Origin of the sequence: Bartonella rochalimae ATCC BAA-1498 (assembly GCF_000706645.1) — a bacterium.
Classification (GTDB): Bacteria; Pseudomonadota; Alphaproteobacteria; order Rhizobiales; family Rhizobiaceae; genus Bartonella; species Bartonella rochalimae.
The window spans coordinates 105,112-124,641 of record NZ_KL407337.1 but is presented as its reverse complement, the minus strand read 5'-3'; the positions used below and the strand labels follow the sequence as shown (position 1 = coordinate 124,641).

The 19,530-nt window shown below is 35.8% G+C and carries 18 protein-coding genes and 1 other RNA gene; 4 read left to right on the top strand and 15 right to left on the bottom strand.

Annotation, left to right across the window (positions count from 1 at the left end; translation table 11 throughout):
- Positions 1-404 precede the first annotated feature (404 nt).
- The 11 genes from O99_RS00530 to gshB form a co-directional block, all read right to left on the bottom strand.
- On the bottom strand, positions 405-1,025 hold the full coding sequence (locus tag O99_RS00530) for a ribonuclease D (protein WP_035005646.1): 621 nt from the start codon (positions 1,023-1,025) through the stop codon (positions 405-407).
- On the bottom strand, positions 997-2,412 hold the full coding sequence (locus O99_RS00525) for a dipeptidase (protein WP_035006644.1): 1,416 nt from the start codon (positions 2,410-2,412) through the stop codon (positions 997-999). The genes O99_RS00530 and O99_RS00525 overlap by 29 nt, the downstream gene beginning before the upstream one ends.
- A gap of 75 nt (positions 2,413-2,487) precedes the next feature.
- Positions 2,488-3,363: a bifunctional DNA-formamidopyrimidine glycosylase/DNA-(apurinic or apyrimidinic site) lyase gene (gene mutM, locus O99_RS00520; RefSeq protein ID WP_035005644.1), complete on the bottom strand. Its 876-nt coding sequence runs from the start codon at positions 3,361-3,363 to the stop codon at positions 2,488-2,490.
- Positions 3,364-3,392: 29 nt separating this feature from the next.
- The gene (locus tag O99_RS00515) at positions 3,393-4,640 is read right to left on the bottom strand and encodes an aminopeptidase (protein ID WP_035005643.1); all 1,248 of its coding nucleotides are present in this window, start codon (positions 4,638-4,640) and stop codon (positions 3,393-3,395) included.
- Positions 4,641-4,671: 31 nt separating this feature from the next.
- Positions 4,672-5,520 (bottom strand): cell wall hydrolase, encoded by an 849-nt coding sequence (locus tag O99_RS00510; protein ID WP_035005641.1) that lies wholly within the window; start codon positions 5,518-5,520, stop codon positions 4,672-4,674.
- 397 nt (positions 5,521-5,917) lie between these two features.
- On the bottom strand, positions 5,918-6,634 hold the full coding sequence (gene phoU / locus O99_RS00505) for a phosphate signaling complex protein PhoU (protein WP_035005639.1): 717 nt from the start codon (positions 6,632-6,634) through the stop codon (positions 5,918-5,920).
- Between the two features lie 27 nt (positions 6,635-6,661).
- A complete protein-coding gene (gene pstB, locus O99_RS00500; protein WP_035005638.1) occupies positions 6,662-7,420 on the bottom strand; it encodes a phosphate ABC transporter ATP-binding protein PstB in 759 nt (252 codons plus the stop codon).
- Positions 7,421-7,462: 42 nt separating this feature from the next.
- A complete protein-coding gene (gene pstA, locus O99_RS00495) occupies positions 7,463-8,755 on the bottom strand; it encodes a phosphate ABC transporter permease PstA (RefSeq protein WP_035005636.1) in 1,293 nt (430 codons plus the stop codon).
- Positions 8,752-10,200: a phosphate ABC transporter permease subunit PstC gene (gene pstC / locus O99_RS00490; protein WP_035005635.1), complete on the bottom strand. Its 1,449-nt coding sequence runs from the start codon at positions 10,198-10,200 to the stop codon at positions 8,752-8,754. Before pstC ends, pstA begins: the two co-directional genes overlap by 4 nt.
- 62 nt (positions 10,201-10,262) lie before the next feature.
- Positions 10,263-11,309 carry a PstS family phosphate ABC transporter substrate-binding protein gene (locus O99_RS00485; RefSeq protein WP_035005633.1) on the bottom strand — a complete coding sequence of 349 codons (1,047 nt, stop codon included), beginning with the start codon at positions 11,307-11,309 and terminating at the stop codon, positions 10,263-10,265.
- Positions 11,310-11,410: 101 nt separating this feature from the next.
- Positions 11,411-12,349 carry a glutathione synthase gene (gene gshB / locus O99_RS00480; protein ID WP_035005632.1) on the bottom strand — a complete coding sequence of 313 codons (939 nt, stop codon included), beginning with the start codon at positions 12,347-12,349 and terminating at the stop codon, positions 11,411-11,413.
- 88 nt (positions 12,350-12,437) lie between these two features.
- Here gshB and O99_RS00475 point away from each other — a divergent pair, with 88 nt between their 5' ends.
- Positions 12,438-13,226: a molybdopterin-synthase adenylyltransferase MoeB gene (locus O99_RS00475; protein WP_035005629.1), complete on the top strand. Its 789-nt coding sequence runs from the start codon at positions 12,438-12,440 to the stop codon at positions 13,224-13,226.
- On the opposite strand, the gene O99_RS00470 is transcribed toward O99_RS00475, so the two are convergent.
- The 4 genes from O99_RS00470 to O99_RS00455 all read right to left on the bottom strand — a co-directional run bounded on the left by O99_RS00470 (position 13,172) and on the right by O99_RS00455 (position 17,716).
- Positions 13,172-14,782, bottom strand: coding sequence for an ABC transporter ATP-binding protein (locus O99_RS00470; RefSeq protein ID WP_035005627.1), 1,611 nt, complete (start codon positions 14,780-14,782; stop codon positions 13,172-13,174). The two genes, O99_RS00475 and O99_RS00470, sit on opposite strands and share 55 nt — an antisense overlap.
- Positions 14,782-15,921, bottom strand: a complete 1,140-nt coding sequence (locus tag O99_RS00465; protein WP_051668830.1) for an ABC transporter permease — start codon at positions 15,919-15,921, stop codon at positions 14,782-14,784. Before O99_RS00465 ends, O99_RS00470 begins: the two co-directional genes overlap by 1 nt.
- Positions 15,921-17,042: a microcin C ABC transporter permease YejB gene (locus O99_RS00460; RefSeq protein WP_035005626.1), complete on the bottom strand. Its 1,122-nt coding sequence runs from the start codon at positions 17,040-17,042 to the stop codon at positions 15,921-15,923. The genes O99_RS00465 and O99_RS00460 overlap by 1 nt, the downstream gene beginning before the upstream one ends.
- A 134-nt stretch (positions 17,043-17,176) precedes the next feature.
- Positions 17,177-17,716: a c-type cytochrome gene (locus O99_RS00455; protein ID WP_035005624.1), complete on the bottom strand. Its 540-nt coding sequence runs from the start codon at positions 17,714-17,716 to the stop codon at positions 17,177-17,179.
- A 108-nt stretch (positions 17,717-17,824) separates the two neighbouring features.
- On the opposite strand from O99_RS00455, the gene O99_RS00450 reads away from it, so the two are divergent.
- The 3 genes from O99_RS00450 (at position 17,825) to ffs (ending at position 19,376) form a co-directional block, all read left to right on the top strand.
- Complete coding sequence (locus O99_RS00450; RefSeq protein WP_035005622.1) at positions 17,825-18,556, top strand: 3-deoxy-manno-octulosonate cytidylyltransferase; 732 nt, start codon at positions 17,825-17,827, stop codon at positions 18,554-18,556.
- 147 nt (positions 18,557-18,703) lie between these two features.
- Positions 18,704-19,108, top strand: a complete 405-nt coding sequence (locus O99_RS00445; RefSeq protein WP_035005620.1) for a hypothetical protein — start codon at positions 18,704-18,706, stop codon at positions 19,106-19,108.
- 170 nt (positions 19,109-19,278) lie between these two features.
- An RNA gene (gene ffs, locus O99_RS06670) (signal recognition particle sRNA small type) lies at positions 19,279-19,376 on the top strand.
- The last annotated feature ends 154 nt before the right edge of the window (positions 19,377-19,530 follow it).

Genomic DNA, 19,530 nt, shown 5'->3' with positions numbered 1-19,530 from the left:
TCGCTTGACTCTTAAAATGAAGGATAACCTTAGAAAACCAGAAGGTATTTTTATTGTATCTATCTTATAATCAGTTTAATAAGGTTTTGATAAGTTCAATTTAATTTGAAAAATATCTTACCAAATTCATTTTTCTGAGTAGTACATTTACTTACTAATCATATTCCTTCCTAAAAATAATTCTAACAACAATACGAAATCTCATCTTCATAAAAGATTCATTTGTAATCTACTATTTCATTATATTTTATAAAAATATAATCTATTTACTTTTTGTAAAATTGGTAATTGATATTCCTCAAAATGATACAGGAAAATGAGTAAAGAAAGATTTGCAACGTACAAATATTCTGTACTAACGAGATCAACTATTTCTTTTCAATTTTAGAAATAAATTTTAAAGTTCAAACATGCGCAAAAATATCAACTTCTGACCATCCCAAAAGATCAAGCTTTGCTCTTACAGGCAAAAATTGAAAACACGCTTTTGCAATATCTTCACGTTCTTCACGTTTTAAACGTTCTTCAAATATACTCTTTAAACGGTGTAAATACAAAACATCAGATGCAGCATATTCAATTTGTGCACGAGATAAAGCATCTGCTGCCCAATCTGATGATTGTTGCTGTTTAGAAATATTAACATTCAATAATTCACTACAAATTTCCTTCAAGCCATGACGATCAGTATAAGTACGCGTCAGTTTTGAAGCAAGCTTCGTGCAAAAAACAGCATCGGGCATCACACCAAATGTATGCGCTAAAATAGCAAGATCAAAACGCCCAAAATGAAATATTTTCGTAATTGTTTTATCTTCAAGCAACGTAACTAAATTAGGAGCGCTATTTTGTCCTTTAGCAATCTGTATAATATCAGCAGTACCATCTCCAGAAGAAAGTTGAACCACACATAAACGATCACGGTGTGGTTGCAATCCTAAAGTTTCAGTATCAATTGCAATAGAATCAACACAATAATTATCCAAATTTGGTAAATCACCTTGATGAACACGAATTTCTGCCATTTATTCTCCTGTTTGCTAGGGCTGCAAGAATGCGTACCCAAGACCGTTGCCCCTTATGAAATGATTTTAAATTATATTTCTCATTAGGTGAATGAATCCGATCATCAGCTAATGCAAATCCAACTAAAATAGTTTCCATATTAAAAATTGATTGAAAATCCCCGACAATCGGAATAGATCCTCCCATAGCAGTTAACAAAGCAGGTGTCTCCCATTCCTGAAATAAAGCATCTTGCGCCGCTTGAATAAAAGGTGAATCATAAGGAAGTTGAACCGCCGGAGAAGCACCGTGTTCTTTAAATGCAACTGTACAATCTGCAGGAATAAGAGAGCGCACATAATTACGAAAAGCTTGGCTTATCTTTTCTGGATTCTGCTTATGCACTAAACGAAAAGAAACTTTTGCAGACGCTTGAGAAGGAATCACCGTCTTAAATCCTTCACCCTCATATCCCCCACTCATGCCATTAATTTCTGCTGTAGGACGAGCCCATACTTGTTCTAAAAGACTTCGTCCCTTTTCTCCAGTAGAGATAGAAAGACCAACAGGACTAAGAAATGTCTCAGCATTACAACCAAGTTTATCCCATGATTGTAAAATCTGTAAAGGCGTCTCTTCTACACCATCATAAAATCTAGGAAGTTGTACTCTACCATTTTCATCATGAAGCCCAGCCAAAATTTTAGCTAAAATGCGAATAGGATTAGCTGCTGCGCCTCCAAAATAACCTGAGTGCAGATCACAATTAGCAGCCGTAACGACAACCTCTTCTCCTAAAATTCCTCGAAGACCCACAGAAATAGATGGTGTATTCGCATCCCACATTGAGGTATCACAAACTAATGCACAATCAGCCTTCAATTCATCAGCATTTTCCTTTAAAAAAGGAATAAGTGAAGGTGAACCACTTTCTTCTTCACCTTCCAACAAAATGGTAACCTTTACAGGAAGCTGTTTTGTTTTTTCTTTAAAAGCACGACATGCCTCAATAAAAGTCATGAGCTGGCCTTTATCATCTGAAGCACCACGAGCACAGATGATCTTGTTTCCATTTTGTTCTTTTAAAGAAGGCTCAAACGGATTATTTTCCCATAAATCCAATGGATCAACTGGTTGTACATCATAATGCCCATAAAATAACACATGCAAACAATCATCAAAAGGTCCTGGATGATGACCAACAACCATTGGATGACCAGGTGTATCGCGACGTGAAGCTGTAAAACCTATACTTTTCAAATCTTCCACCAACCAATCAGCTGTTTTACGGCATTCATCTTTATATGCTGGGTCTGTAGAAATAGATTGAAAACGTAAAAGAGAAAAAAGATGTTCAAGGTTTTTTTCTAGATTCTTATCAAGATACTCTAACACTTTATTAAGCATAAAAAAACCTTTCAATCTTCGCAAAATTATAAATATGACTTTAAGCTTGTTATAAAATTTTGCAAGACACATTCTTCATTTTTGACATTGTGGACAATAAAAGCTTGAACGACCTGACTGTACAATACGCACAATAGGTACCCTACAATTCAAACATTCTTTTCCTTCACGTCCATAAACCGAAAAATGGTGTTGAAAATATCCAAGTGAACTATCTGCATGCATATAATCACGTAAAGAAGTCCCCCCAGAAGCAATTGCTTCAGTAATCACATTACATATATTTTGTGCAAGAAAATTTGTAGATTCCAGTGTATGTACATCTTCTAACGCCAATGTAAATGCATTCCGCTGTGGTGATAAATGACTACGCCAAAGTGCTTCACAAACATAAATATTCCCAAGGCCAGCAACAATAGATTGATCAAGCAAAGCTGTTTTCAGAGATGTTTTTTTATTAGCAAAAGCTTTTTTTAAATAAGCACCAGAAAGCGTATTGTTCATAGGCTCAACCCCTAGCCTTCTTAAAAATGGATGTTCATAAAGCTTTGTTGTATCTGTTAAAAGCATAAAACCAAAACGGCGAACATCATTATAAGTGAGACGATAAATTTTATCATCTTTTGCCCGAATATTTATAATGCAATGATCATGCTCAACTAATTTGCTTATAGAAGAATGCTCCTTGCTTAAAAATTCACCCTCTATACGCCACGATCCTGACATACCTAAATGACTCAAAATCGTTTCATTGTTTGAAAGAGAAAATAATAAATATTTCGCGCGACGACTAAGTTGTATAATCGTTCTGCCTACTAATCGCTCAGAAAATGCTTCTGGAAAAGGAAAACGCAAATTTTTACGATTAAGTTGAACAGATATAATTTTTGCACCAGTTAAAAACGGATCAAGCCCACGGCGAACCGTTTCCACTTCAGGAAGTTCAGGCATTATCTCCCCAATGATTACACATGTGCAAATTAAGCCCACTCACCCTGACGAAATACAGGAATTTTTGCACCATCCTGCATAACACCGTCTATGTTGATTTCATTTGATCCAATCATCCAATCTATATGAATAATACTCTTATTCCCACCACGCATCGCAATCTCTTCCGGCGTCAATGCTGCCCCATTTAAAAAACACTTAGAATAACATTGCCCTAAAGCAATATGACACGCAGCATTTTCATCAAACAATGTATTATAAAAAAGTAAACCACTCTTAGAAATAGGTGAAGAATGCGGGACAAGAGCGACTTCACCTAATCGACTAGCACCCTCATCACTTTGTAAAACTTTTTGCAAAACTTCTTGCCCCTTTGAAGCTGATGCATTGACAATACGGCCTGCTTCAAAACGAACTTCAATATTATCAATGAGCGTTCCTTGATAGGAAAGTGGCTTTGTTGAACGAACAAAACCATCAACTCTATAAGCATGAGGAGTTGTAAATACTTCTTCAGTGGGAATATTAGGATTACAGATAACACCATTTTGAGCAATCGAGGCACCCCCATGCCATTCATGCTCATCAGCTAAACCAACTGTTAAATCGGTTCCTGGACCGGTAAAATGCAAAGCAGCAAAACGTTGATCATTAAGCCAAGATGAACGTTGCTTTAAATTGGCATTGTGCGCATGCCAAGCATCTACAGCATTATCCTGTGTCACACGTGAAGCAGAAAAAATAGCTCCTGCTAATTTCTGAATTGCTTGCTCAAGAGGTAAATCAGGAAACATTGCCGTAGCCCATCCCGCTGTTGGATAAGCGATAATCGACCAATTAATCGCAAAATTCGATATCTTGTTCAGAGCTGGCTGATAAGCTATCGAAGTGGCCTTATTCAAACGTGAAACCTTATTCAAATCTTGGTTGGAAAGTAACAATGGATTATCACCAACAATTGCCAAACGTGCAGCTCCATTTTCAAATGCTTTTGCCATTCCTTCATAAAGCCAAGAAGGTGCACGATCAAAACTAGCAGAATGCGCATTTTCAAACCGAATAAGTGATAATGCCTCATCACCAAAAAGTGGTGTAATAACACCAGCACCAGCTTTATAAGCATGAAGGGCTATCTGTCGAACCAAAGGTAAAGCCGTAACTGGAGCTGTCAAAACAAGATCCTGTCCTTCTTGTAAATTGAGCCCTACTTTTATTGTAACTTCTGCAAGGCGGTCAAGCATTTCAGGAGAAATCATTTCATCACGATCAAAACGCATAACCCTTATCCTTATTCAACTGCGAAAAAAATTACCGACTTCTATACCGTTCTTCTAACATTGCAACAACTGCATTTAATTGATGTTGTGAAGGCATAGCATACGCCACAATTGTTGTGTTTTCTCTTAGCTCATCCCCATAACGAGGTGCAGATGTAGGAATAGGAATTTTATCAAGCTGTGCAACAACAAAAGGTGTAAAACTCTTTTTATCTGCTTGTGCAATCTCTATTGAAACAGGTCCTTCCTGTATTTCTTCTGTTTTTACTTCTCCACTGTCTACACTTGAGTTTATAAAGTTGGACATATTATCAGAACGTTCTTGAGAAAAAGCAAACGCAACATCATAAGGACGGTCATTAACCGGAACTTGAAGTGATCCATTACGGGAACGTTTTTCATAAAAAGCGTTACCTCCCGCAACACGAACATAATGCATATTCTTATAAGGAAAAGATAAACCAGCAGTGTGGAAAAACATGGCATTTTTACTTTTCTTATCTCGCTCACCACGTAAAACAGCATCAGCAGCCTCTTTAACACGAGCAACAGATGCCTTCTCAAGCATAGGGCGGGTTAAAACACCGGGAGCAAATTGCTTGCGCTGGCCAACAACACCACAAATAGTCTTTGGATAAGCACTTGAATTCACACGGTTCATAACAACCGTTCCAACAGCAATCATTCCTTCACGACTTGAACGATTTGATTCAAAATACATCGCACGCATAAGACATTGGCGTTCTGTTAATGGATAATCGACTGATTTAGTGTTTTTATAATCGTCCGTTTTTTGAAGCTTCACACGATTTGATGAGCACCCTACAATAACGGATGATATAACGCAAAGAACAATAATAAACCACTGGTTTTTTTTCATTTTATACAATATATTCCTATGTCTTCAAATATCTAAAATTCAAATGAATTTTTAAATACAAATCAAAAAAATATACAATTAATTGCTAATTGCTCACATATATAATCTAATAATTTAATCGTCAAAAAATGCTTCTACACAAAAAACAATAAAAAAATCTTAATTCAAAACATCTCTTATTGCCTAAATGATTCAATGAATATTGTGTTAATCTTAAGCTTTTAAAATAATCCTCAAACACTAATATCTCTATAACTGACTATAGTATTTGATAACCATTAAACACCACACCTGAGTACCATTTAAAAAACTTTTTACATAAAAAGTTTTACCAAACTCAAATGCAATTCAAAACAGATTAAGAAATCTTATAGAGCGCGCCAGTTAATAATAAAACCTAATCTGTTTTCTTCTCATTCACTCCAACTTTATACGTCATATCATCACGGGGACGACCAAATGTCATATGATTGCCTGTAATAATATAATGAAGTGTTTCAGCAATATTAGTCACATGATCACCAATCCGTTCAATATTTTTTGCGCAAAAAAGTAGGTGTGTACAAACTGTAATATTACGCATATCTTCCATCATATAAGTCAAAAGTTCACGAAAAAGAGACGTATATAAAGCATCAATTTTATCATCACTTTCACGTACTGCATCAATGCGATCCAATAAACGACTCTTATAAGCGTCAAGGACTTCCTTTAACTGATTGCGCGCTAAAACTGTAATCGTTTCAAGCCCACGGTAAAAAGCTGCAGGTTGACGGATTTCAGAAATAGCAACTGTCCGCTTTGCAATGTTTTTTGCCATATCTCCAATTCGTTCAAGATCAGAAGCAATCCGGATAGCTCCAACAATTTCACGTAAATCAACAGCCATTGGTTGGCGTTTACAAATAATGGTAATCGCTTTTTCATCAAGATCACGTTCTGCTTCATCTAAAAATAAATCATCGGCAATAACTGAAGCTGCTAACTCAGAATCATCACACACAATTGATGCCACAGAACGTTCAATCATTCTTTCAGCATGGCGACCCATTTCTGAAATCTTGGATTCCAAATATTCTAATTCTATATCATAAGAATGAACAATATGACTCATGATAGTCCCTTATACCCTTCAATTCACTTACCCAAAACGTCCAGTAATATAATCCTGCGTCTGTTGCTCTTTTGGTGATGTAAACATCATTTCTGTTGCGCCAACTTCTACCAAGTGCCCTACATGAAACATAGCCGTATATTGAGAAACACGTGCCGCCTGCTGCATAGAGTGTGTCACAATCACAATTGTATAACTTTGTCTCAACGCATCGATCAGCTCTTCAATACGTGCCGTTGCAATTGGATCAAGAGCTGAACAGGGCTCATCCATCAATATAACTTCAGGACTTACAGCAATAGCACGTGCAATACATAAACGTTGTTGTTGTCCGCCTGATAAACTTGTTCCTGGCATATGAAGGCGATCTTTCACTTCTTCGAATAATCCCGCTTGTATCAAGCTTTTTTCAACAATCTCCTGCAATTCAACACGAGATTTCGCTAAACCGTGAATACGCGGTCCATAAGCAACATTCTCAAAAATAGATTTTGGAAAAGGATTAGGTTTCTGAAAAACCATTCCAACACGCGCACGTAACTCTACAACATCAATACGTGAGGTATAAATATCCTCCTCATCTAAAGTAATCAAACCTGTTACTTTGGCGCCTTCAATTGTATCATTCATACGGTTAAAACATCGTAAAAAAGTCGATTTTCCACAACCTGAAGGCCCAATTAATGCAGTGACTTGATGTTCGATAATATCAAGAGTAATGCCGTGAATAACTTCTTTCTTTCCGTAAAAAACACGAACATCTTGACCACGCATTTTGATCTTCATACTCGATTCAACCTTAGTGTTATGCATCAACTCTCTCAAAAATTACCAACGTCGTTCAAACCGCCGGCGTAAAAGAACAGCTGCAATATTCATAAAAATGAGAAAAATCATTAATATAATAATAGCACCTGATGTCTTCTCCACAAAAGAACGCTCTGCTTCACTTGCCCACATAAAAATTTGAACAGGCAAAGCTGTTGCTGGATCCATTGGCGTAATGGGAATATCCACAACAAAAGCAACCATCCCAATCAAAAGCAAAGGCGCTGTCTCACCCAGTGCTTGAGCCAAACCAATAATTGTGCCTGTCAGAATACCAGGAGCTGCTAAAGGAATCACATGATGAAAAACCATTTGCGTCTTCGATGCACCCAACCCTAAAGCTCCTGCACGAATAGAGAATGGAACAGCTCGTAAAGCAGAACGCGTAGCAATAATAATTGTTGGTAATGTCATAAGAGCCAAAACAAGCCCTCCAACAAATGATGCTGAACGCGGCATCCCCATAAAATTGATAAAAACAGCAAGTCCTAGAAGACCAAAAACAATCGAAGGAACAGCAGCAAGATTATTAATATTAATTTCAATAAAATCTGTGAATTTATTTTTTCGTGCATATTCTTCAAGATAAAGAGCTGTCGCTATCCCTATTGGTAATGAAATTACTAAAACAATAATCATCATATAAAGAGAACCAATCATCGCGACACCTAAACCCGAAGTCTCAGGACGACTTGATGCACCAAATGTAAAAAAATGACGGTTGAAAGTCTTATAAAGAGTACCGTCATTAATTAAATATTTCATCCATTGTATCTGTTGATCAGAAATTTTACGATTTTTTTCTGGTACATGTAAATTAATCTGCCCCTTATATGCTGAATCAATATCTGACGCAGCTAAAACTTTAACTTTTTGCGTTGTTCCAATTAAATGAGGATTTTTCACCACTATATCACGCAACTGAACACGAACACTCTGCGAAAACATACGGTTAACATTACGCATAGATATCTGATGATTGAGATCGACCCCAAGTTTTGTTGCCAAAGCATTCTGTACAAGAAGTGGATAATTAGCAGTTACTAATATCTTTGGATTACTCTCACGCTGACCACTAGGGTCAATCACTTTTTCATCCAAATAAACTGATAAAATCATCTCACTTTGAAAAAAAGCTGTATAACCTTGACTAACAATAGACCATAAAAGAATTGCCAAAAAAAACAAACTAATAAAGATAGCACTTAAACCATAAATACGAAAACGGCGTTCAGCTCGATAACGACCTTTAAGGTCAATATTACGACGATGCGAAAAAAAAGCTTCACTCATTCATATCGTTCCTGATATCTACGTACTATATAAAGAGCTAAAATATTCATTAAAAGAGTCAGAATAAAAAGTGTCATTCCCAAAGCAAAAGCTACAAGTGTCTGTGGAGAATTAAACTCAAAATCACCCGTTAATTGATTAACAATTTTAACCGTCATTGTTGTCATCGCTTCAAATGGATTAAAAGTAAAATTTGCAGCAACACCAGCTGCCAATACCACAATCATTGTCTCTCCAATTGCCCGTGATGCAGTCAACAGAAGTGCTCCCATAATCCCAGGAAGAGCAGCTGGTATAACTACTTTTTTAATTGTTTCAGATTGTGTTGCTCCTAAACCATAAGAACCTTCACGTAAAAAACGTGGAACAGCAGTAATAATATCATCTGATAAAGATGAAACAAAAGGAATCAACATAATTCCCATAACAATACCAGCCGTCAAAACACTTTGAGCCATAATAAAACTAACCCCACCAGAAAGAGACAGTGAAAGATTGTGCAAAAAAGGCCCAACAATCTTCAAAGCAAAGAAACCGTACACAATAGTTGGGATGCCAGCAAGTACTTCTACTAATGGTTTCACAATCGACCGTAATCGAATTGAAGCATATTCAGCCATATAAAGAGCAGCAAATAACCCAACAGGTACAGCAAAAAGCATAGCAATAAAAGCAATATAAAGCGTACCAGCTAATAATGGTATTAAACCAAATTGTCCCACACTATTTTCTGCATGATTCATTGAAAAACGGGGATCCCATACTGTCCCCAAAAAGAAATTTGATAATGACACAGATTGAAAGAAATTCATTGTTTGAAAAAACATAGAAACCACAATACCAACCGTTGTTAAAATAGCAATTGTAGATGCACAAACCAATCCAATAATAATCAAACGCTCAACTTTATTACGGGCACGTTGGCGCGGAGAAACTTGCATAATACCAAAAATAAAACAGAAAAATGTAATAATAGAAAACAAAATATGACCAATAAATTGCAATTTATCATAAAAAAAATGCCATAACTCTGTAATTTTCAATATATAATCTGGCACTGTTACGGGCAAAACAAATCCTTGCACTAACAATTGAGCTCTCACATCCTCATATAAAGTAGCGGTAAGAGCTCCTTTAAAGTGAGGCATCATTTTGATTAACCCGCGGATAAGCCCATGCTTATCTATTTCTATCATAGACACTATATGAGCTTCCAACTCTCGTGAAACAATATATTCCAAATAAGCAGAACTACCAACATTCCAAAAAATTAAAAAAATCAGAGCTGGAATAATAGTTATTAAAAATGTCCACCAACCATAATAATGTGCACGAGAATGCATCTTAAATCCTGAACGTTCAAGGCAACGCGCTCGCATATAAGAAATGCAAAAGCCAATGATACTAAAAGTCAACAAGAGAAAAATAATGAAAGAAATAGCCATCTTGTTTTTCAATTTCTGTAAAAAAGAAACATAAAATAATTCCACATCATCAATATAAAAAATTACTGCAAAACCATGACTTTACCAGAAGAAAAAGCATCTCGTTGCAGCTGTCTTTCTCTTTCAGAAAGAGGAACTAAACCATATTCAGTTAATGGACTATGTAAACCAATCATTTGATCAGAAAGAAAGAAATCAACATATTCTTGCATACCTGGTACAATGTTTAAATGCAATTTCTTAACATAGAAAAACAACGGACGTGCAATCAAATATGTACCATCAGAAATTGTTTCAACAGTTGGATAAATACCATTAATAGATGCAACCTTAAGTTTATCTGCATTGTTTTCATAAAAAAACAAACCAAAAACCCCAATTCCTGTTTTAGAAGAAGTAAGACGAGCAAATGTCTCAGAATAATCACCATCGATATCAATAACTTTTCCATCTTTACGGACAGCAATACAAGTAGCATTAATAGCCTTATCACTCATTCCCAAAGCCTTCATCTGCTCAACTGCACCACTGGCTTTACAGCCAATAGAAAGCACTTTTTCTTCAAGAACTTCACGAGTTCCATGCTTTTCACCAGGAATATAAGCTGTAATTGTCCAATCAGGAAGATCACTATTGACTGCACTCCATTTCATAAATTTATTTGGTTGCAATTTTCCATCCACAATAACCTGCGCAGCTAATGCTCTATACAAATCCACTGGCTGCAATTTCCAATCAGGACCATTGATATCTGTCGCAAAAACAATGCCATCATACCCAATACGCATTTCTTCAATATCCTTTACGCCAGCATCAAAACAAGATCGTAATTCATCTGATTTCATTGCTCGCGAAGTATGAACAATATCAACTGTTTTCTTCCCAATACCACGACAGAATTCCTTAATACCAGCTCCTGAACCTCCCGATTCAATAACAGGAACTTTAAAATCAGAGTACATTTCTCCAAAGACCTCAGCAACAATTTTCCCATAAGGCAAAACTGTCGATGAACCTACAATATGAACTCGATTGCGAGCATAACTAATATCAACCAATAATATAATAGAGGAAATAAACCCTATTCCAATTGATAACAATTTCCTCATTTATAATTCCTTTAAATTTAATTCAAGATCTATCGTTGCATTACCGTAACATACAAAATTAATTCATATCAGTCATATGATAAACTATGTTATAGTCATTTTTAATTTAAGCGTTTAAGTTCAACAATATCCCAAAAAAGAGAAGCGATATCTGCGCCTCCAAAGCGTTTAATTTCACGAACTCCTGTAGGAGATGTAACATTGATTTCTGTTATATAGTCCCCAATCACATCAATTCCTACAAGAAGCAAACCACGTTTTTTTAAAGATGGGCCAATACGTGCACAAATTTCATAATCACGTTCTGTCAAACCAATATATTCTACATGACCTCCAACATGAATATTAGAACGAACATCGGTAGCTGTAGGAATTCGATTAATTGCCCCAACTGGCTCACCATCAAGCAAAATAATTCGTTTATCTCCCCTTCGTACGCCCTCTAAATAACGCTGCACAATAAAAGGCTCTTTATAACTTTTTTCAAACATTTCGACCAGTGATGCGAAATTGCGATCGTCATGTTTTAAATGAAAAACACCCGCCCCTCCATTCCCATAAAGTGGCTTAAGAATGATATCGCCAAATCTAGATCTAAATGCCTTTATTTCTTCAATATCCTTTGTAATGATTGTCTCGGGCATTAAATCAAAGAATTCAGTCACAAAAATCTTTTCCGGACTATTACGCACCCACATTGGATCGTTCACAACTAGTGTTTTAGGATGAATACGTTCTAAAAAATGAGTGGTAGTGATATAATGCATATCAAAAGGTGGATCTTGTCGTAACAAAACCACATCCATATCCATTAATTCCGTACGTACAGACTCACCTAATTGGTAATGAGATCCTTCTTCATCACGTACAGTTAGTGGCTCTAACTGAGCAATCACACACCCATCACGTATAAATAAGGAATCCGGTGTATAATGGAAAAGAGAATGTCCACGTTCTTGAGCTGCCAAAGCAAGTGCAAACGTAGTATCTCCTCGGATCTTAATCATCGCAATATGATCCATCTGAATAGCAATTTTCATTAATAAAACCTCCTACCGCTGACTGCCAACTGGTCAAGCAAACATAAATTTATTAAACAGTAAAGGAAACTATGACAAGAGAGAGCCTATGATAAAAGAAAGTGATAAAAAATTAAGTAAAGAAGAAATCGAACGCTACGCACGCCATATCATCCTCCCTGAAATTGGTGGAATAGGACAACAAAGACTTAAAACTGCACGTGTTCTTGTCATTGGTATAGGTGGTCTTGGAGCTCCTGTCTTACTCTATCTTGCTGCAGCAGGGGTTGGAACTATTGGAATTGTTGATGATGACATTGTTTCATTATCCAATTTACAACGTCAAGTTATTCACAGCACAAACACAATTAACCAATACAAAACCATCAGTGCAGAAACAACAATAAAAGCAATAAACCCTCATATTAAAGTTAAAAAATACAACTTTCGACTGAATGAAAATAATGTGGATCAACTGCTTAACGCCTATCACATCATTATTGATGGTAGCGATAATTTTTCCACGCGCTATCTCCTTGCAGATCATGCTGCCCAATGTTCTAAGCCTTTAATAAGCGGAGCTATACACCGATTCAAAGGTTCACTAACAGTACTTATGCCTTATAAAGACAATAATCCACACTATCGGGATTTATTTCCTAATCCACCAGCTCCAGATACGACACCGACATGTGCTGAAACTGGAATCATCGGTGCCTTGCCTGGAGTTATCGGTACATTACAAGCAATGGAAGCAATTAAATTGATCACAAATATCGGTAAACCTTTAGTAGGAAAACTTCTTCTTTATAACGGATTATCAGCACAATTTGATATAATTTCCTATAAACGATCAGCTTCTAACGCAAATGCAGCAGACATCAAAGTTTGCGTATAAGGATTTTTTGGACAAGAAAAAATACGATCAGCAGAACTATATTCAACTATTTTGCCATGACGCATAACAATCACTTCATGGGCAAGCGCTTTAACAACTTTCAAGTCATGACTAATAAATAAATAACCTAAATGATATTTTAGTTGCAAATAACGTAAAAGATCAACAATTTGTGCCTGCGCACTCATATCAAGAGAGGATGTTGGTTCATCAAGCATAATAAGGCGTGGTTTAAGAATAATTGCGCGCGCAAGGGCAATCCGCTGTCTCTGTCCACCAGAAAACTCATGAGGATAACGAAAACGGGTCTTAGGATCGAGATCAACTTCACACAAAGCTTCAATCACGCGATCATTACGATCAGAATAAGAAAGCTTAGGTTCATGAATTGATAATCCCTCAGCAATAATTTCACTGACAGACATCCGTGGAGAAAGTGAACTAAAAGGATCTTGAAAAACAATCTGAATATGACGACGCAAAGAACGCATCTGCTTAAAATTAAAATTGCTTATATCTACACCATCAAAAATGATTTGACCTTTAGAAGAAAGCATTCGTGTCAACGCAAGTCCTAATGTTGTTTTTCCTGATCCCGACTCTCCTACAACACCAAGCGTTTTCCCAGAACGAATTATAACATCGACATCCTGAACAGCTTTTACATAATCAACGGTCCGTCGAAACAATCCTTTCTTAATTGGAAACCAAACTTGTACTTTCTGAGCTTGTATCAAAATAGGTGCGTTATTATCAGCTTGAAGAGGATGATTTTTAGGCTCCGCTGCTAATAATTGCTTGGTATAAGGATGTTGAGGATTTTTAAAAATTTCATTTGTTGAACCATTTTCAACAATTTTTCCTTCCTTCATAACGTAGACACGATCTGCAATACGGCGCACAATAGACAAATTATGCGTAATAAAAAGCATTGACATTTTGCGATGCTTTTTAAGCTGTATTAATAATTCAAGAATTTGTGCTTGAACAGTTACATCCAATGCAGTTGTTGGCTCATCAGCAATCAATAATTTTGGATTATTCGCAAGTGCCATTGCAATCATCACACGTTGTCGTTGACCCCCTGATAATTGATGAGGGAATGAATCCAAACGTTTTTGTGGTTCACTAATACCTACTTGTTTCAGTAAATCAATAATGTGCATGCGCAATACTTGATCAGAAATCACTGCATGCATTCTAAGAACTTCACCTATTTGACGCTCTACGGTATGTAAAGGATTAAGAGAAATCATCGGCTCTTGAAAAATCATAGCAATATCTTTGCCACGAATTTTACGCAAATCTTCTTCTTTCAACTTCATTAAATCTTTATTATTAAAGAGAATTTCACCCGATTGATCAAGCCTTTTCAAAAAAGATAATAATTGTAAAATAGAGAGTGCTGTTATTGACTTTCCTGAACCTGATTCCCCAACAAACGCTACTGTTTCCCCTTCCCGAACATCGAAAGAAATTTGTTTAAGAATATATTTTTTTGTCTCTGTCTGACAAAATGCAACCGAAAGGTCACGGACTGAAAGCAATTCTGTCATTATTGTATCTTTCGTGGATCAAAAGCATCTCGAGCTGCTTCACCAATAAATGCCAGCAAAGACAATGTCACAGCAATAACAAAAAAACCTGTGATACCAATCCAAGGAGCATTTAAATTAGAGGTAGCCTGCCGCATTACCTCTCCTAAAGAAGCATAACCAGGGGGAAGGCCAAAACCTAAATAATCAAGCGATGTTAACAATGAAATCCCTGATGTCAATAAAAACGGCAAATAAGTTAAAGCAGCAATCATAGCATTAGGCAACAAATGACGTATCATAATAATCCTATTAGGAACGCCTAACGCGCGTGCAGCATTAATATAGGTAAAATTTCGTGCTCGTAAAAATTCTGCCCGTACCACACCAACTAATACGACCCATTGAAAAAGCAGCATAACACCCAATAGCATCCAAAAACCCTGCGCTAAAACTGCAGCCATAATAATCACTAAATAAAGTGATGGTACAGAAGACCATATTTCAATCAAGCGTTGACAAATTAAATCAATCCAACCACCAAAATACCCTTGAATTGCACCAGCTGTAATACCAATAATTGCAGAAATAGCTGTTAAAAGAATACTAAAAATTATCGATACACGAAAACCATATAAAACTCGCGCAAAAATATCACGCGTTAAATCATCAGTTCCAAGCCAATTCCATTGATGAATAGTACACTCTGGATCAACACTTCCCTGTGCATAATGAATACAACGCTCCTCTTTGCTTTGAAGCCAAAAAGGAGGCGCTAATGCTACAGTTTTATTCCCTACCACCGTATTATAGGAATAACGAACCATTGGCCACAATGCCCAACCATGTTGGGCTATTTCATTTTGAATAAAAGGATCACGAAAATCAGTTTTAGCCAAATTTCCACCAAATTTTTCATCAGGATAATCAAAAAAAATAGGAAAAAGAAGCTCTCCTTTATAAGAAGCAATAATCGGACGATCATTAGCAATAAATTCTGCTGAAAAAGAACAAACACATAAAAATAAAAAGAGCCATAACGACCACCAACCGCGACGATTCTGCTTGAAATTGTGCCAACGACGAGCATTTAATGGAGAAAGAAAAGTCCATCGTTTCAATTTATCATCATACAATCTATTGTCTCTTTCCTTTTCCATCACAAGTCCTTTTTATCAAAGTCAATACGTGGATCAACCATCATATAAACAACATCAGAAATGAGGCTTATAATAAGACCAATTAACGAAAAAATATAAAGAGAAGCAAATACAACAGAATAATCACGGCTAACAATAGACGTATAACTTAAAAGGCCTATACCATTTAATGAATAGAGCATTTCAATTAATAAAGATCCACTAAAAAATGATCCCATAAAAGTCGCAGGAAAACAAGCTATGATAACCAAAATCGCATTGCGAAATACATGGACATAAAGAACTGAATGCTCACTTAAACCCTTAGCACGAGCGGTAATAACATATTGCTGGCGAATTTCTTCCAAAAAACAATTTTTTGTCAATAATGTCGTTGTCGCAAAAGAAGAAATAACCATCGCTGTCAATGGTAAAACTAAATGATATAAATAATCCAAAATCTTTTCTCCAAAAGATAATGTCTCAAAATTATCAGAAGTTAAATGGCCCAATGGAAACCAATCGAAAAAGGACCCCCCAGCAAAAAAAACCATTAAAAAAATACCAAAAAGAAAACTTGGAATCGCATAGCCAATAACAATAACAGTACTTGTCCACGCATCAAAAGAAGACCCTTCTCTGAGCGCTTTACGAATTCCCAATGGTATAGAAATAGCATAAGAAATTAATAAATGCCAAAAACCAAGAGAAAGAGATACAGGTAATGCATCTTTAATAAGGTCAATAACTGAACGCCCCTGTATATAAGACTCCCCAAAATCAAAACGCACATAACGACTAAGCATTGTTAAATAACGTTCCAAAGGAGGCTTATCAAAACCAAATTGTTTTTCAAGTTTTGTGATAAACTCTGGATCCAATCCTTGTGCACCGCGATATTGAGAAGATCCGGACGATAATGACCCAACATGAACACCATTAGCAATAACATCAGAAGATAAATTAAAATCTCCACCACCTGCTATACGCCCTGTACCATCTCCCCCTATTCCTTGTAATTGAGCAATGATATTTTCAATAGGCCCACCTGGAGTAAATTGAACGATGATAAATGTTACTGTTAAAATACCAATAAGTGTTGGTATAATCAAAAAAAAACGTCGTATAATATAAGCTGCCATTTATTTGTATTTCCTTTTCAATAACAACGTATCATATTATTTTAATGACGCATCAATAATGATTTTTGACAAATTCAAAACAACAAAATTATAAATAAAATCTAGGCCTATGTTTTTTAAAACATTAACTAATCTTATTCATCATCCTCTGGTAGAGGAACAGAATAATCAGATAAACTACGCAAATAAAGCAAAAGATCAGCACGATCTTGATCATTTTTAATCCCACGAAAAGACATAATTGTTCCTGGAAATGCTTGACGTGGTGATTGAATATAACGATCTAAAGTAAAAAAATCCCATTTTTTATCAGAATTCGCACGTAACACTTTTGAATAAGAAAAATTTTTTATACTTGCAAAAGGACGGTCCACGATCTCCCAAAGTGATGGACCAACACGATTAGATCCACCAGGTTTAGAAGCATGGCAGATCGCACACTGACGAAAAATCTTCCGTCCATTCTCAAGATCACCTTGTTTAAGAAGATCACTCAACAATAAAGATTTGTCAGATATATTTTGTGTTTCTTTAAGCTTATCATTATCAGTAATTTTAGAAGAATGTTGCACTGAATCATTAGAAATCATATCGCTGATCGTGAAAATACCCACTAAAATAATCAACAAAAATAAACACGCGCACATTAAATAAATGAAGGTCAATCGTTTCATAAGAATTTTAAAATCATCTTTCTATTATTATTATTTTTAGTTTAAGCTTTTCCCTTATCATGTACAATATTATAAAAGCATCAAATTTATAATATTTGGAACTCTATAATGACTCTTGAACCACTCATTCTTATTCCTGCTCGCATGGAATCAACACGTTTACCGGGTAAAGCTCTCGCTGAAATTTCTGGAAAACCTATGATCGTTCATGTTGCTGAACAGGCAAAAAAAACTGGGCTAACGCGTATTATCATTGCAACAGATCACGACAAAATCGCTCAAACCGTTACAGCTTATGGCCATGAATGTATCATAACCTGTACCCACCATCAATCAGGATCTGATCGCATTTATGAAGCCTTAACCAAAATTGATCCTGAACGACGCTATAATGCCATTTTGAATGTACAAGGTGATTTGCCAACAATCACGCCTAATGCCATCTTAAGTACCTTACGACCTCTAGAAAATAATTTAACTGATATTGCAACATTGGGAACGAAACTGATTGAAGAGAATGAAAAAATCAACCCAAATGTTGTGAAAATTATTGGCACACCAATTGCTCACAATCGCCTTCGTGCTCTTTATTTCACTCGTGCAACAGCACCTTATGGAGATGGACCTTTTTACCATCATATTGGATTATATGCTTACCGACGTGAAGCTCTTGAACAATTTGTCACACTGAAACCCTCCACACTTGAACAACGTGAAAATCTTGAACAATTACGCGCATTAGAAAATAATATGCGTATTGATGTGGAGATAATCGATACAACTTTTTTAAGTGTTGACACACAAAATGATCTTGAAAGAGTCCGTAAAATTCTAGTGTAAAACTAACTGCAATAATCAACACAATCCTTTTTTCAAAAAAATATAGAATTAATTGCTATATTATTTTTGGTATATCTTAAACTTAAGCAATGTTGTATTATCAATCAGACGTGATCATTCTAAATAACTTAAAAGGGGAATATATAAATGAAAAAACTTCTATCTCAAGGGCTAACTTTTGTAAGTATTTTGATCTGTAATGATGCTTTTGCTGGATTTAGCGAACATGAATGGACATTTGCACCTCATGAAAAGGTTGTAATTCAAAAAAACGAGGAATTCAGACAAGGGGTGGAATATGGTTGCAAAAACCTCAATCCTGCAGCCACATTTCGTTTAACATATACGGATCCTCGTGGTTTAGAAGATCTGAAAATTATTTCTGAAAATCCAAGTCAAGTAACTCATAACAAAAACAAAAAAGTATTTATCATTAATAATGTTGAATCCCTTGACGTAGGTTTCCCTTGGATAGGAAGACCTTATACTTTTGAAAATATAACTGACAAAAAAATTGTAGGAACAAACTGTGATACAGGATTGTATAAATAAGGATAAGTGTACCTTAAAATTTTAAAATTAAGAAAGATTTATTTCTATGTGAGTACGCTTTTATAGCGCTTCCTGAAAATTCATCAAATTCAGATACAAATTTTAATCATCTGTATCATATTTTTGGTTCTTGCTTGATTTTTTATTTTAAATCGATAATCTAAATAGAGGGAGGTTGGTGATGGACGAACTGCTCGCCAACCGGGTCAGGTCTGGAAAGAAGCAGCCCTAACGAGTTTTTGTACGGGTCATCGTGCCAACCTCCTTACTTTTTAAATAATGGTCCTCTACATTGATTTTGGAGGAGAATAAGGTCTTTAGTATGAGATACAAACTTACTTTAGGTCTTTTAATAACAGTTGGAACAGTTTTCAACTACAATGTTTTTAGCCTTTTAGGATAACATTTCTGTCTCACAAGAA